This is a genomic window from Mycobacterium sp. (genome assembly GCF_036488105.1).
Taxonomy (GTDB): domain Bacteria; phylum Actinomycetota; class Actinomycetes; order Mycobacteriales; family Mycobacteriaceae; genus Mycobacterium.
Genome location: NZ_DASXHW010000502.1, coordinates 1 through 15,421 on the forward strand (window position 1 = coordinate 1; position 15,421 = coordinate 15,421).

Sequence of the window (15,421 nt, forward strand, 5' to 3'; positions counted from 1 at the left end):
CACTTCGTCGAGCCAATCGATGGTGCTTTCTTCGGCGCGGATTCCGCCGCGCAGCACCAGATACTGATGTAATGCGTTGCCGCGCAACGTCGTCGGATCGGGGAATTGCTTCTTCTCGAAGCCGCGGTAGGTGTCCAGCAGCTCGGCCCGCTCGGCGCGCAGCGCGGCGACCTGCGCGCGCAGCGCGGTGATATCGCCGTAGGCGGCGCCGCGTAACTTGACGGCGACTTCGCGAGTGCGGTTGTCGCCGAGCGCACCACCCCTTCCGGAACCACCGGAGCCAGACCCGCTTGGCCGCAGCGGCGCCGCGATCCAGCGCGCCAATTCCGCCCGGCCGGCGTCGGAGACGGTGTAGACCTTCTTGTCCGGCCGCCCGCGCTGCGCGACCACGGTCGCCGACACCCAGCCGTCGTCTTCCATCGTCCGCAAGGTGCGGTAGATCTGCTGGTGGGTGGCGCTCCAGAAGTAACCGATCGAACGATCGAACCGGTGTGTCAGCTCATAGCCGGAGCCGGACTGTTCGCACAGCGACACCAGGATCGCGTGGGGGAGTGTCACCGGCGCAGCATAAGAACACCGGACCATCCTATGCAACCAGTTGCACTGCAGCGACGCGCATAGAGACCTGGTGCTTGCGTTGTATATGCAACGTCTAGTATCAGTAACCAAGACATCGTCATCGCCGGGAAGTTGCCTTCACCACTAGGGTCAGCACCTACCGGCTCAGCCAAACAGTCAGCTGGAGACCGAGAGGAGACCTTCGTGACGTACACGATCGCCGAACCCTGCGTCGATCTCAAGGACAAGGCCTGTATCGAGGAATGTCCGGTCGACTGCATTTACGAGGGCACTCGGATGCTGTATATACACCCCGACGAATGCGTCGACTGCGGCGCCTGCGAGCCGGTTTGCCCGGTCGAGGCGATCTACTACGAAGACGATGTGCCCGAACAGTGGAGTCAGTACACGCAGATCAACGCGGACTTCTTCGCCGAGCTCGGATCCCCCGGCGGCGCAGCGAAAGTCGGCGAGACCGAGAACGACCCACAGGCCGTCAAGGATCTGCCGCCTCAAGCTCACGACGACTGAGCCGCCTGGTGAACCGCCGGCTGGTGTCGGCGTCATTGCCGGAATTCCCCTGGGACACCCTGGCCGACGCGACCGCGCTGGCTAAGTCGCACCCGGGCGGCATCGTCGACCTGTCGGTCGGCACGCCGGTCGACCCGGTCGCGCCGGTCATCCGCGACGCGCTGGCCTCGGCCAGCGCCGAACCGGGATACCCCACCACCGCGGGCACACCGGAGCTTCGCGAGTCGGCGGTCGACGCGCTGGGCCGCCGCTACGGCATCACCGGGCTGACCGAGTCGGCGGTGCTGCCGGTCATCGGCACCAAAGAGCTGATCGCCTGGCTGCCGACCCTGCTCGGCCTGGGCGCTGAGGATTCGGTCGTGGTGCCCGAGCTGGCCTATCCGACATACGACGTCGGCGCGCGGCTGGCCGGTGCGCGGGTGCTGGTAGCCGACTCGCTCACCCAGCTCGGTCCGCAGGCGCCGGCCTTGTTGTACGTGAACTCCCCGAGCAACCCGACCGGTCAGGTGCTCGGGGTCGATCACCTGAGCAAGCTGGTCGGGTGGGCCCGGGAGCGCGGTGTGGTGGTCGCCTCCGACGAGTGCTACCTCGGCCTGGGCTGGGACGCGCAACCCTTGTCGGTACTGCATCCGTCGGTTTGCGACGGCGACCACACCGGTCTGCTCGCGGTGCACTCGTTGTCCAAGAGTTCGTCGCTGGCCGGTTACCGGGCCGGTTTCGTCGCCGGCGACGCTGCCCTGGTCGGTGAGCTGCTGGCGGTGCGCAAACACGCCGGGATGATGGTGCCGCGACCCGTGCAGGCGGCCATGGTCGCCGCCCTGGACGACGACGCCCACGAGCATGCGCAGCGCGAGCGCTACCGACGGCGCCGCGATGTGCTGCTGCCGGCGTTCCGCTCGGCCGGCTTCACCGTCGACTATTCCGACGCCGGTCTATATCTCTGGGTCACCCGCGGCGAGCCGTGCCGCGACACCGTCGGCTGGCTGGCGCAGCGTGGCATTCTGGCGGCACCCGGTGAGTTCTACGGCGCACGCGGCGCCCGGCACGTCCGGGTGGCGTTGACGGCCACCGACGAGCGCATCGCCGCCGCCGTCGATCGTTTGGGGGAATAGGAGCGAACGGCCATGACCGGATACGAAGCGGAGGCGGTCGACCGACTGCCGTTCAGCACTCCTGAGAAGTCGGAGCGCTACCGCACCGAGAACTACCGGGGCGCTGTCGGCCTCAACTGGTATCGCACCGATCCCACGCTGCAGCTGACGATGGCCTACTACTTGCAGCCCGATGAGCTGGCCGTCGTCGAACCACACCTCAGCGATATCGGGGAGTTGATGGGTGGTCCGGTAGCCCGATGGGCCGAGCAGACCGACCGCAACCCGGCCCATCTGGAACGCTACGACCGCTGGGGACACGACATCGGCCAGGTGGTCCAGCCGACGTCGTTCATCGAGTCCAAACGGGCGGTGCTGGGCGCGCAGAGGGCCCTCAAGGACGACGCGCGGCAAGCCGGCATCGCGTCGTCGCTGCCGTTGTTCGCGGCCAACTATTTGCTCGATCAGGCCGACATCGGCATGGGCTGTGCCCTGGGGACAGGCGGCGGCATGGTCAAGTCGCTGGTTGCGGCCTATGCGCCCGCCGACGTGCGCGAGCATGTCCTCGCCAGATTCGCCAGCGGGGAGTGGGAAGGCGAGACCGCTCAGCTGCTCACCGAGCGGGCCGGCGGCTCCGACCTCGGAGCGCTGGAGACCACTGCTACCCGACACGGAGATGCCTGGCTGCTCAACGGTTTCAAGTGGTTTGCGTCCAACTGCGACGGCCAGGTTTTCGTCGTGCTGGCCAAGCCCGAGGGCGCCCCGGACTCCAGCCGCGGCGCGGCGAGCTTCCTGGTGCTGCGTACCCGTCGCGACGGTACGCCCAACGGCATTCGCATCAGGCGACTGAAAGACAAGCTGGGCACCCGCTCGGTGGCCTCCGGCGAGGTGGAGCTGGTTGACGCGGAGGCCTTCCTGCTGTCGGGTGAGCCCAGCACCGATCAGCCCAGCACCGACCAGCCCAGCACCGACGCGCAGCCCTCGGACGGCAAGGGTCTGGGCCGGATGATGGAGCTGACCAACGCCGCCCGTCTCGGGATCGCCCTGTTCGCCCTGGGCAACGCGCGGCGCGCCCTGGTCGAATCGCTGTGTTACGCCCGGCAGCGGCGGGCGTTCAGTGACCGCCTGCTCGACAAGCCGTTGATGCGCCGCAAGCTCGCCGAAATGATCGTCGACCTCGAGGCCGCCCAGGCGCTGGTGTTCGACGGCGTCGGGCTTTCCAACCACCGCCAACCTCGTGCGATCCGACAGCGCATCGCGGTGCCGGTCACCAAACTCAAGGTGTGCCGGCTCGGCATCACCATGGCCTCCGACGCGATCGAGATCCACGGCGGTAACGGCTATATCGAAACATGGCCGGTGGCAAGGCTTTTGCGCGATGCCCAGGTCAACACGATCTGGGAGGGCGCCGACAACATCCTGTGCCTCGACGTGCGGCGGGGGATCGAGCGCATCGGGGCCCATCAGCCGCTGCTGGAGCGACTGCATGACGCGGTCTCGGTATCCGACGACGATGACACGACCCGGCTGGTGCGCCGCCGCATCGAGGATCTCGAAGCGGCCATAACCGCTTGGACCAAACTGCGCGCCGACGTTGCCGAGGCGCGGCTGTTCCCGCTGGCCCAATTCATCGGGGACGTCTACGCCGGCGCTCTGCTGACCGAGCAGGCCGCCTGGGAGCACGCCGCCCGCGGCACGGACCGCAAGTCCCTGGTCGCCCGGCTGTACGCACGGCGTTACCTGGCCGAGCCGGGCCCGCTTCGCGGTATCGACGACGAGGCCGATGAAGGACTCGAGCGGTTCGCCGAACTTGCCGACGGAGCATTGGCGGCGGATTGTCCACAGCGCCTTGCCCGCACGATTGGATAACGAGCGCCGCAATCCATCAAGATTCCGTAAAGAAGGTTTCCAGGCTGCTGTGGACACAGCTCTCAGCGCGCGTTTCCCGGCTGTTAACCGTAGGCTTTGGCGGGGTCCGATTTGGTTTCGTAAAAACCGGCACTATTGCGTAAGGAATCTGTTATGACACAGCTGGCCGACGACGGGCACCGCACGTCGCCGTCATTCTCGGACCGATGTAAGCGGGCCTTACTCGGCAAACCGATGATCAACGACCAGCTTCAACACGAGCGTTTGTCCAATCCCGTCGCACTAGGCGTGCTGTCCCCGGACGCCATCTCATCGACCGCTTACGGTTCCGAGCAGGTGATGATCGAACTGCTCCCGGCTGCGGGAATGGCCGCGTTCGCTCTACTACTACCGATCACCGGCGTGATCCTCCTGATCCTGGTGTTGGTGGCGGCCTCATATCGCCAGGTGGTGATGGTTTACACCCGTGCCGGCGGTTCGTACGTGGTCGCGCGGGAGAACTTCGGACCGAAGATCGCCCAGATCGCCGCCGCGTCGCTGCTGATCGACTATGTCGTCACGGTCGCCGTACAGTGCGCGGCCGGAACGGTGGCGGTGGCTTCGGCGATACCGGCGCTTGGTCCCTACAGCTTGGAAATCACCGTCGGCATTGTCCTCATGATGTGCTTTGCCAACCTGCGCGGATTGCGCGAGGCCGGGCTTCCATTTGCGCTGCCGACTTATCTATTTGTCGGCATGGTCTCGTTGACAATCGTGGTCGGAGTCATTCGGGAATTCCTCGGCGGCCTCCCGGTCTACGACCCGATCCACGCCGATGGAGCGGTGCCGGTGCAGCACGGCAGCGGTCTGATCATGGGCGCAACGCTGCTGATCGTGTTGCGGGCATTCGCCAACGGTGGTTCGTCGCTGACCGGTGTCGAGGCGATCTCCAACACGGTCAACGCCTTTCGCCCGCCGGAGAGCACGAATGCGCGTCGAGTGCTCACGATCATGGGCTGCATTCTCGCGTTCCTGTTGGCCGGTGTCGCCTGGCTCGCCCACATCACGCACGCCTTCCCCTACGCCAGTGGATATCCGTCGATGCTGTCCGAGATCGCACGGGCGGTCTTCGGCGATGGCGTGATCGGCAAAGTGCTGTATTTCCTCGTTCAGGCGGCTACCGCACTGATCCTCTACACCGGCGGCAACACCAGCTTCAACGGCTTTCCCGCGTTGACGAGTTTCGTCGCCGAGGACAGCTTCCTGCCCCGGCCCCTGATGAAACGTGGCCACCGGCTGGTGTTCTCTAACGGCATCATCATGCTCACCGTGCTGGCGGTGGTTCTGCTGATCGGGACGGGCGGTTCGCTCAACGCGTTGGTGCCGTTCTATGCGATCGGGGTGTTCACCGGCTTCTCGATGGCCGGCTACGGCATGACCAAACACTGGCTCACCCACCGTGGGCCAGGTTGGCAGTACAAGCTGTTGATCAACTTGTCGGCAGGAATCCTGTCTACCGTCGTGGTGGGCATCTTCGCGATCGCCAAGTTCACCGAAGGCGCCTGGCTAGTGGTCGTGGTCTTCCCGATCCTTGTCTTCGCGTTGATGCGGGTGAACCGGCAGTACCGCGCCGAGGCGTCGGTGCTGGAGACATCGGCTGCCGAACCTCCTGACCTGGCCGGCTACGACCGACACCGGGTGCTGGTCTTCGTGGACTCGGTCGACCTGGCCGAGATCGAAGCGCTGCGCTACGCCAAGGGGCTGCAAGCCAACGAGCTGACCGCGGTGCACTTCGTGCTGGACTCCGCGCATGCGGAGCGCCTCAAGCGACAATGGCAGCACTTCGGGCACGTCACCGGCCTGCGGACGGTCGACTGCTTCGACCGCAACCTGAGCCGCGCCGCGCAAGAACTGGTCCAGCAGATCATGGCGGAGCATGCGGACACCAAGGTGACGGTGTTGTTGCCGCGCCGCGAGTACTCCCAGCTCCTGGGCCGTCTGCTGCACGACCGCACCGCAGACATGATCGCCAAAGTGATCAGCCGAATTCCGGGCGCAAGCGCACAAATTGTGGCTTACGACATTGCGACCCGGATCGCGATGGCGAGTGCGGCCGCCAACGGATCAGCGGCCAAATCGCGCCCCGCCGATAATCCGATAGAGTTGCCCCGACCGCAGCTGACCCGCGTGGATGCCTTGACTTCACAGGTCGCGGACTCCGGAGGAATGTGACACGTGGTAACAGCATTGCAGCGCGACTCGGGCATCAGGCCTTCTTTCGCCGACAGTTGGAAGCGAATTTTCCTCGGAAAGCCTTTGACGAGCGAGCAGCTCGAGTCCGAGCGGCTGTCGAATCCGGTTGCGCTCGGCGCGATTTCACCAGATGCGATCTCCTCGACGGCCTACGGTCCCGAGCAGGTGATGATCGAACTGCTGCCGCGCGCGGGGATGGCCGCGTTTACGTTGCTGCTGCCGATCATCGGCGTCGTCCTGTTCATCCTGCTGTTGGTGTCCGCGTCGTACCGCGGGGTCGTCATGACGTACACCCGGACCGGCGGGGCGTACATGGTGGCTCGGGACAACTTCGGGCCCCGGATAGCGCAGATCGCCGCCGCGGCGTTGCTGATCGACTACGTCGTTACCGCCGCGGTGCAGCCCGCGGCGGGGACTGTGGCGGTGGTGTCGGCAATCCCTGTGTTGGGCCCCTATCACCTGGGACTCACCATCGCCATCCTGATCCTGATCTGTATCGCCAACCTGCGCGGATTGCGGCAATCCGGCCGCATTTTCGCGGCCACCACCTACTGGTTCGTCGGCATGATTCTGCTGACGATCGTGACCGGCGTTATTCGTGAGGCCTTCTGGGGTCTGCCGCGATACGATCCGACGCACATCGACGGTGCGGTGCCGGTGCACCACGGCCACGGGCTGGTGATGGGCGCGACGGTCCTCGTGGTCCTCCGCGCGTTCGCCAACGGTGGTACCTCGCTGACCGGTGTGGAGGCGATTTCCAACACGGTCAACGTCTTTCGTGCGCCCCAGGGCCTCAACGCCCGCCGGGTGCTGACCATCATGACGTGCATCCTGGGGATCTTGCTGGCCGGTGTCGCCTGGCTCGCCCACGTCACCCACGCCACGCCGTACCTGGATGAATACCCGTCGATGCTCTCGGAGATCACCCGCGCCGTCTTCGGCCAGGGCCCAGTTGGGAATGTACTTTACTTTTCGGTGCAGGCTTCTAGCGCCGCAATCCTTTTCGCCGGCGCCAACACCGGGTTCAACGGGTTCCCCGCACTGGCGAGTTTCGTTGCCGAGGACCGTTTCCTGCCTCGTCCGCTGACCAAACGCGGTCACCGGCTGGTGTTCTCCAACGGGATCATCACGCTGACCGCGCTCGCGGTGGCATTGCTGCTGGTGACCGGGGCCAAGCTCAGCGCGTTGGTGCCGTTCTTCGCGATCGGCGTGTTCACCGCGTTCGCGATGGCCGGCTTCGGCATGGCAAAGCACCACTACACCCGCCGCGCGCACGGCTGGCGCCGCAAAGCGGTGGTCAACTTCTCGGCAGGTCTGATGTCGACGATCGTGGTGGGCATCTTCGTGGTGGCCAAGTTCACCGAAGGTGCCTGGCTGGTCGTGATTGTCTTCCCGATACTGGTGTTCGGGCTGATCCGGCTGAATCGGCAGTACAGCGCCGAGGCCTCGGTCCTGGAGATGTCGCGCACCGAGCGCCCCGAGCTGGCCAAGTATGCGCGGCTGCGGGTGTTCGTTTTCGTCGACTCGGTCGACCTCGCCGAAGTCGAAGCGCTGCGCTACGGAAAAGGCCTGCACGCAGACGAATTGTGTGCGGTGCACTTCGTGGTCGACGCCGATCATTCGGCCAAGCTGCAAGAGCGCTGGCAGCACTTCGAGCACGATACTCAGTTGCGAGTGATCGACTGTCCGGACCGCCATTTGAGCCGGTCCGCGCAAGAGCTTGTGCTGCAGGTGAAACGAGATCACCCGGAGACCAAGGTGACGGTGCTGTTGCCGCGCCGGACGTACTCCGCGATGCTGGGCCGGCTCCTGCACGACCGAACGGCCGACAAGATGGCCCGGGCCGTCAGCCGCATTCCAGGTGCGACCGCGATCATCGTGCCCTACGACGTGGAGTCGCGCATCGCACGGGTTGATCCCGACGCGCTGGCCCAAGCGGGTCGCGCCTAGTACGGTCGAACGGCTGCCACCCTGAATGTGGGAGGAGGTGGTCGTGACAGCTGAGGTCGACGAGCAGGAGATACCTCCGTCCTTCTCAGACGTGTGCAAGCGCGTCTTCCTGGGCAAGCCGCTGATCACCCAGGAGTTGGCAGACGAACGGCTGTCGAACCCCGTTGCGCTGGGCGCGCTTTCACCAGACGCGATCTCGTCCACCGCCTACGGTCCCGAGCAGATTCTGACGGAGCTGCTCCCGCATGCCGGGCTCGCGGCGTTCATCTTGCTGCTGCCCATCATGGGTGTGATCCTGTTGATCCTCGCCCTGGTGGCCGCGTCGTACCGGCAGGTGGTGATGGTGTACACCAAGGCCGGCGGCTCCTACATTGTGGCGCGGGAGAACTTCGGGCCCAAGGTGGCGCAGGTGGCGGCCGCGGCACTGTTGATCGACTACGTCGTGACGGTGGCAGTGCAGTCGGCGGCGGGCACGGTTGCGGTGGCGTCGGCGCTGCCCGCACTGGGGCCCTACAGCATGGGAATCACCGTCGCAGTCGTGCTGCTCATCTGCTATCTGAATTTGCGCGGACTGCGCGAAGCCGGGCTGCCGTTTGCGCTCGCCACCTACTCGTTTGTGGCGATGCTCATCGTGATGATCGTGACCGGCGTTGTCCGGCATCTCGTTTGGGGCCTTCCGCAATACGATCCCGGCCACGCCGCCGGAGCAGTACCGGTGCATCACGGCAGCGGTCTGGTGATGGGCGCGACAATCTTGGTGGTGCTGCGGGCCTTCGCCAACGGTGGCTCGTCGCTGACCGGGGTGGAAGCCATTTCCAACACCGTCAACGTGTTCCGTAAGCCGCAGAGTCTCAATGCGCGCCGAGTGCTCACCGCGATGGCCTGCATTCTGGGGCTCCTGCTGGCCGGTGTCGGCTATCTTGCTTACGCCACACATGCCGCGCCGTACCTCAGCGAGTATCCGTCGGTGCTATCCCAAATCGCCCGAGCGGTCTTCGGCAACGGGGTCATCGGCGACAGCATGTACGTCTTGGTTCAGGTATCGACCGCGGCCATCTTGTACACCGGCGCAAACACCAGCTTCAACGGGTTTCCCGCGTTGGCGAGTTTCGTTGCCGAGGACCGCTTCCTGCCGCGCCAGCTCATGCAACGCGGTTATCGGCTGGTGTTCTCGAACGGGATCCTCACGCTCGCAGCACTTTCGGTGGCGCTGCTGGTGTTCACCGGCGGATCGGTCAACGCGCTGGTGCCGTTTTACGCGATCGGGGTGTTCACCGGATTCTCGATGGCCGGCTACGGAATGTCCAAATACCATCTGACGCAACGGGAACGGGGATGGCGGCACCGGCTGGCGATCAACTTCACCGCCGCGGTGTTCTCGACGATCGTGGTGGGCATCTTCGCGGTGGCCAAGTTCACCGAGGGCGCTTGGCTGGTCGTCGTTGTCTTCCCGATCTTGGTGTTCGGGTTGATTCGGCTCAATCGCGAATACCGGGCCGAGTCAGCGATCCTGGAAGCATTCCGCACCGACCGTCCGCAGTTGACCAAGTACGCACGCCATCGGTTGTTCGCCTGCGTCAACTCCGTTGACCTCGCGGTGCTCGAAGCGCTGCGCTACGGCAAAGGGCTACGGGCCGACGAGTTGACCGCGGTGCATTTCATGATCGACTCCGACCACGCCGCGGCACTGCGAAAGCGTTGGGATGACTTCGATCTCGACACCCCGCTGCGGGTGATCGACTGCCCCGACCGGCAGATCGTCCGCGCTGTGCAAACGCTGGTCGTGACGGCTCGAAACGAGCATCGCGACACCCACGTGACGGTACTGCTGCCACGCCGGACGTATGCACCGGTACTGGGAAGACTCCTGCATGACCAAACCGCGGACAAGATCTCCCGGGCCGTCAGCCGAATCCGGGACGCGGCGGCCACCATCGTTCCCTACGACGTCCAGTCCCGGATCCGCGAAGCGTTCCCGGATATCTTGGAGCAGCGCATCGCCTCCAAATTCGAGGAGATCGAGATGCGGATTTGGCGGGGCGAAGAAAAGCCCGCGGAGGATTACGAGCACCCCAAGAAGCCCGCCGCGGTGATCGAGGTGAACAGCCTGATTCCGGGGCGCCGTACCACGGTCGAAGGCCGGGTCAGCCAAGTCGAAGACATCACCAAACGTGGAAAGACGTTCCGCTGGATCGTCGTCGGAGATGACAGCGGCGAGGTCCGGGTGACCTTCCGGCCCGGCCATGGCGACGACATTCAACCCGGCCAGGTCCTGCGGGTGACGGGAAAAGTGAGCCAGAGCGGCAACAAGCAGGTGACGATAGATGATCCGACGTACGCGGTAATCGAGACGCCCGAGAAGTCTTAGGGCGGCGACGTAGGGTGCAATCCGTGCACGTCCACCCCGAGGTCTCCGAGGCGCTGGCTGCCGGCCGGCCGGTGGTCGCACTGGAGAGCACGATCATCAGTCACGGTCTGCCCCGACCGGACAACCTGCGCGTCGCACGCGAGATCGAGGCGGCGGTGCGATCCGGCGGAGCGGTGCCTGCGACGATCGCGATCATCGACGGCGAGCCGCACATCGGGCTGGACGATGCGGCACTGCGGCGCGTCGCCGAGAGCGACGCGGTGGTGAAGGTCAGCGTCCGCGACCTCGCGGTGCTCGCCGCCCGGGGCGGAGACGGCGGTACAACCGTCGCCTCGACCGCGCATCTGGCTGCGGCAGTGGGCATCTCGGTGTTCGCCACAGGCGGGCTTGGCGGCGTTCATCGCAATGCGCGCGACAGCTGGGACGAATCTGCGGACCTGATGACCCTCTCGCGCACCGGCGCATTGGTGGTCTGCGCCGGCGTCAAGTCGATCCTGGATGTCGGCGCCACCCTCGAGCGGCTGGAGTCGCTCAACATCGGCGTGATCGGCTATCGCACCGATCGGTTTCCCGGCTTCTACCTGGCCGATTCGGGTCATCCGGTGGGCTGGCGGGCGGAGTCGCCGCAACAGGTCGCCGATGTGTTGCGCGCCCGCCGGCGGCTGGGCACCGACGGCTATGGGCTGGTGCTGGCCAACCCGATCGCGCCCGCGGACGAGATGGACCGCGCACTGCATGACCGGGTGCTGGCCGAAGCGCTGGCCGCCGCCGAAGCCGCGGGCGTGTACGGCAAAGACGTCACGCCGTTCCTGCTCGACTACTTCCATCGCGAGACGCACGGTGCGTCGCTGTCGGCCAACGTCGCGCTGGTGCTGTCCAACGCGCGACTGGCGGCGGAAATTGCCGTGGCTTATGGCCCGCCTACCGTGTGAGGATGTAGTCGTCGTCTTTCGGTTGACTCAGCATGCGGGTCAACCGCTTTCGGTCGAACGGCCACAGGTCGATGTGGTTGTCATCGGCGAAATACCACGAGTTGCAACCGGTGTTCCACACCGTCGGCAACATCGCCTCGGCGACGTCGTCGGCGAAGCGGTCGGTGGCTTCCTCGGTGACTTCGACGGCGGTGATCTCGCCGTCGCGGAAACGCTGCAGCCAACGGGTGATATAGCGTGCGGTCAATTCGGCGACGTGTTGCAGCGACATAGACCCGGTCGGCGAGTTGGGGCCGAGCACCATGAACAGGTTGGGGAATCCGGGGATCGCGGTCATTCCCCAGGCCCGAGGACCTTTCGCCCAGGCGTCGTCGATCGACAGTCCGTCGCGGCCACGCAGTGTCATCGGGCGCATGTAGTTGTGGGCCGCGAAGCCGGTGGCGAGCACGATCGCGTCCAGATCATGGTGGATGCCGTCGCTGGTTCGCAGCCCAGTCGGTGTGATCTCCGCGATCAGCTCGGTGACAAAGCTGGCGTTCGGCTTGGAGATTCGCCGATAGTAGTCGCCGGAGAGCACTTGCCGTTTACAGAACGGTTCGTAATCAGGCGTCAACTTGGCGCGAAGATCCTTGTCCCGCACCAGGGCTCGCAGACACATCCAACCGTAGCGCTGGGCTGCCCGGCGCCGCCACGTCGGTCGGGTGACCAGATCGACCAAGTAGTCGGAGCCGACGAATTGGGCGAGCCGGACGGTTTTGTCCTGCCTCGGCAATCTCCGCAATAGCCGTCCGAGCATGCGGGGTTGTCGTAGTCGCATCGGCATCCACATCACCCATTGCGGTGTGCGGACAAAATGGGTGATGTGCGCCGTCTCGGGCTGCAACGCGGAAAAGACCTGTACCCCAGTCGAACCGGCGCCGATCACCGCCACCCGTTTACCGCGCGCATCGATGTCGGTCCAGCGCGCGGTGTGTACCACCGGTCCGGTGAACGAGTCGAGGCCCGGGAGGTCCGGGATGAACGGGTGGTGCAGGATTCCGGTTGCTGCAATGACGAAGTCTGCCTCGATCTCGTCGCCACGCGCGGTGGACACTCGCCATCGGTTATCGGCGAGCACCGCCTCGGTGACTTCGCAGTCAAGCCGTAGATGCGATTTCAGCGCCAACGCGTCGATGAGGTCGCGGTGGTAGCGCTGGATCTCGTCGCCGGTCGCCCACACGTGCTTCCAGTCGGACTTGGGCGCGAACGCGAATTGATAGCCGTAGGAAGGCACGTCGCAACGCAGACCGGGATAGCGGTTCCAGTGCCATACGCCGCCGACGTCCGAACCCTTTTCCAGGATGGTGAAGTCGTTGAAGCCGGATTGTTTCAGCACATGAGCGACCGCGATCCCCGCCATGCCGGCGCCGACGATGACGATCCGAGGATCCCGCCGCAGGGTCTTGGCGGTCATGGGAGAACGGTATGCCCGCCGAAACTGCCGCGGCAAGAGCTATGGCCCGTCGTCACGTCCGCCGGGACTGCGGCCGTCCCGGGCGCCAGCGGCGACGATCAACTGTGCGCGCCCGGGCAGTACACGCTGATGGCGTCTAATAAGAATGGCCGTACCTGCGGTCCCGTCAAACCCTGACCTTCCAATTTGGCAGCCATTTGCAACATGGCCGTGCTGAACGGGCTCGGCATCGCGCCGAAATGAAGGGTCCACACTTGGGAGCGAGAAAGACTGTCGTCGTCGCACCGTTCATGCGCAAGGGCGATCAACTGCTCTGGTGGGCCGGCGGTAATTCCGTCCCTCGACAGCAACCCCAAAAACTGATCATCCTGCGCGTCAGCGTGAGCAACAGCTGCAGTCATTAGCACAGCGGCGGCCGCGAAGGCCGGAAGAAATAGATCGACATTCATGGCTAAGAGTGGCACTGATCGCTGACTACCGCGAGTCGCGGCATGTTTGAGGCGAAGACAGCGCCCGTCACTCGGTTGAGTCGACGAAATCGGACACGAAGCGTGCCGGAATCGACCTCCGCTTACGGAACGTCGTCGTCATCATCCTGTAGCAGGCCGCGAACCGCTTACGTACTTTCTAAAAATTCGCGCTAAACGCCGGGCCCTGGTTCGACGCTGAAGAGTTGCACCAGAGCCGACTTTCCCTTCAGTGCGTGGGGTCCACGGTCGATGAGTTCTGGCGAGCGACCGTTCAGGGCGTCGGCGGTGTGGTGGGTGAGAAGGATCGCGTCGCCGGTGGTTTTGGTGAGTTGCTCGACGCGGGCTGCGACATTGACCGTGTCACCGATCAAGGTGAACTCCAACTTGCCGCCGCCGCCGATGGTTCCGGCTATCACCACACCGGTGTTGATCCCGACGCCGATCCGAAGCTGCCCGCCGAATCGTTCGGCGACGAGGCGGTGAATTGCAAGAGCGGCGGTTAGCGCGGCGTCGGCATGATCGGCGAGGTCGTTCGGGGCGCCGAAGACGGCCAGCGCGCCGTCACCGAGGAACTTGTTGACGTGCCCCCCGGCGTCGACGACAGCGGGCACCACGATCTCGAACAGCGCGTTGAGGCGGGCGACGGTGTCCTCGGCGGTGTTCGCTTCGGCGAACGGGGTGAAGTCGCGGACGTCGACGAACATCACCGTCACCTGGCGGCGCTCACCGGTGAACACGTCGTCGCCCTGTTCAAGCAGCCGGGCAGCTAGGGACGGGTCGACGTAGGTGCCGAACGCGGCCTGAAGCCGTTGCCGCTCAGCCAAACCCGCCTGCATGCGGTTGAACGACCCCGCCAACGCGCCCAGGTCATCGTCTTGAACTACCGGCAAGCGCTGGGAGTAATCGCCAGCCGCAACACGTTGGGTTCCTTCGGCCAGGTCGCGAATCGGACGGTGGATCGCCGTGGACGCGGCCCCGACGCTGGTGGGCACCCCAACAGCAAGCGTCACCGCACCCGCGATCACAACGGAAAGCACGGGCATCTCACGAACTCGGTCGAACACCGCCGCCAGCAGCACAGCCCAGATAGCGAACGCGAATACGGACCCGAGGAAGAAGATGTTTGACCACGCGGCAAACGTCGGACGCGAGCGGGGCAGCAAATCACCGATCCCGGTGTCGCCGATGATCGCCACCCTGACGGGCCGCATCACCCCTTCCGTGAAAGGGTGCACAGAGCACAGCGCGGCGGCAGCCCCGAATGCGGCACCCACGATCCAGTACTGCACCAGCCGCGACACGCCCGCCCCGGCGATCGCACCGACAACGACCGAAACCAGGGCCATAAAAATTCCGTTGGTGACAATCATCCGGCCCGCGGCGCCCCGGCCCCACGTGTAAGTGCCTTCCAATGCCCTCACCCGATCGATCTCGTGGTCGCGCTTGGCCGCCCACCGCTCCGTAAGATGCAGTTGGCCGATGCCGGGAAGCACCCACACATACATCACCACCAGCGCCCCTACCACGGCGGCCACCGCGGCTTCCACATAGCGCCCGGACCCCTCGATCGCCACTACAACAAACGCTGTAACGAGGTAGGGCTGAAGCAAGATGGGGAAGGCGATCGCGTACGTCGCCCACGAGTACCTCGCCCCATGCCGATCCCACGCCCACTGGTAAATGCGATCCATGCTGGGAGCGTAAAACGGTTAGCCACCTGGCGGTGCCGCTCCGCCGCGGCGGGGCGACGGGGCGGGAAATATGCCTGGCGACGCCGAATCTGTGCAGTGTTCTACGGTTCGTCTTCGTCTTCGGCGTCAAGCAGAAGCTTTTCGGGGTGGTGGTAGGTGTTGACGCGTGGTTGGCCGTGGTCGAGATGCGGCGGTGGGATCCATTCGGTGTCGCCGCGCGCGTTTTTGCGGGTGGTCCAGCCGTGGTCGGCGAGTTTGTGGTTGGGGTGGCAGGTC

General features: G+C 65.1%; 11 protein-coding genes and 1 pseudogene. 7 read left to right on the forward strand and 5 right to left on the reverse strand.

What is annotated here, in order from left to right; translation table 11 throughout:
* A partial coding sequence (locus VGH54_RS26550) for a PadR family transcriptional regulator (protein ID WP_331515116.1) occupies positions 1 to 558 on the reverse strand: 558 nt, incomplete at its 3' end.
* A gap of 204 nt (positions 559 to 762) precedes the next feature.
* Here VGH54_RS26550 and fdxA point away from each other — a divergent pair.
* The 7 genes from fdxA (at position 763) to VGH54_RS26585 (ending at position 11,531) form a co-directional block, all read left to right on the forward strand.
* Positions 763 to 1,089, forward strand: a complete 327-nt coding sequence (gene fdxA / locus VGH54_RS26555) for a ferredoxin (RefSeq protein WP_331515117.1) — start codon at positions 763 to 765, stop codon at positions 1,087 to 1,089.
* A 23-nt stretch (positions 1,090 to 1,112) separates the two neighbouring features.
* Positions 1,113 to 2,201: a succinyldiaminopimelate transaminase gene (gene dapC / locus VGH54_RS26560; protein WP_331515125.1), complete on the forward strand. Its 1,089-nt coding sequence runs from the start codon at positions 1,113 to 1,115 to the stop codon at positions 2,199 to 2,201.
* Between the two features lie 12 nt (positions 2,202 to 2,213).
* A complete protein-coding gene (locus VGH54_RS26565; protein WP_331515118.1) occupies positions 2,214 to 4,049 on the forward strand; it encodes an acyl-CoA dehydrogenase family protein in 1,836 nt (611 codons plus the stop codon).
* Positions 4,050 to 4,202: 153 nt separating this feature from the next.
* Complete coding sequence (locus VGH54_RS26570) at positions 4,203 to 6,260, forward strand: APC family permease (protein ID WP_331515119.1); 2,058 nt, start codon at positions 4,203 to 4,205, stop codon at positions 6,258 to 6,260.
* A gap of 15 nt (positions 6,261 to 6,275) precedes the next feature.
* Positions 6,276 to 8,231, forward strand: a complete 1,956-nt coding sequence (locus VGH54_RS26575; protein WP_414688812.1) for an APC family permease — start codon at positions 6,276 to 6,278, stop codon at positions 8,229 to 8,231.
* Positions 8,232 to 8,256: 25 nt separating this feature from the next.
* The gene (locus tag VGH54_RS26580; RefSeq protein ID WP_414688811.1) at positions 8,257 to 10,599 is read left to right on the forward strand and encodes an APC family permease; all 2,343 of its coding nucleotides are present in this window, start codon (positions 8,257 to 8,259) and stop codon (positions 10,597 to 10,599) included.
* Positions 10,600 to 10,622: 23 nt separating this feature from the next.
* Positions 10,623 to 11,531 carry a pseudouridine-5'-phosphate glycosidase gene (locus VGH54_RS26585; protein WP_331515121.1) on the forward strand — a complete coding sequence of 303 codons (909 nt, stop codon included), beginning with the start codon at positions 10,623 to 10,625 and terminating at the stop codon, positions 11,529 to 11,531.
* Here the strand turns inward: VGH54_RS26585 and VGH54_RS26590 are convergent.
* From VGH54_RS26590 to VGH54_RS26605, 4 genes and pseudogenes are all read right to left on the reverse strand, one after another.
* On the reverse strand, positions 11,521 to 12,984 hold the full coding sequence (locus tag VGH54_RS26590; protein ID WP_331515122.1) for an NAD(P)/FAD-dependent oxidoreductase: 1,464 nt from the start codon (positions 12,982 to 12,984) through the stop codon (positions 11,521 to 11,523). The two genes, VGH54_RS26585 and VGH54_RS26590, sit on opposite strands and share 11 nt — an antisense overlap.
* Before the next feature lie 98 nt (positions 12,985 to 13,082).
* Positions 13,083 to 13,433: a DUF732 domain-containing protein gene (locus VGH54_RS26595; protein WP_331515123.1), complete on the reverse strand. Its 351-nt coding sequence runs from the start codon at positions 13,431 to 13,433 to the stop codon at positions 13,083 to 13,085.
* 191 nt (positions 13,434 to 13,624) lie between these two features.
* Positions 13,625 to 15,145 carry an adenylate/guanylate cyclase domain-containing protein gene (locus VGH54_RS26600; protein WP_331515124.1) on the reverse strand — a complete coding sequence of 507 codons (1,521 nt, stop codon included), beginning with the start codon at positions 15,143 to 15,145 and terminating at the stop codon, positions 13,625 to 13,627.
* Positions 15,146 to 15,246: 101 nt separating this feature from the next.
* Positions 15,247 to 15,421 (reverse strand): annotated as a pseudogene (locus tag VGH54_RS26605) (hypothetical protein); the annotation flags it as partial.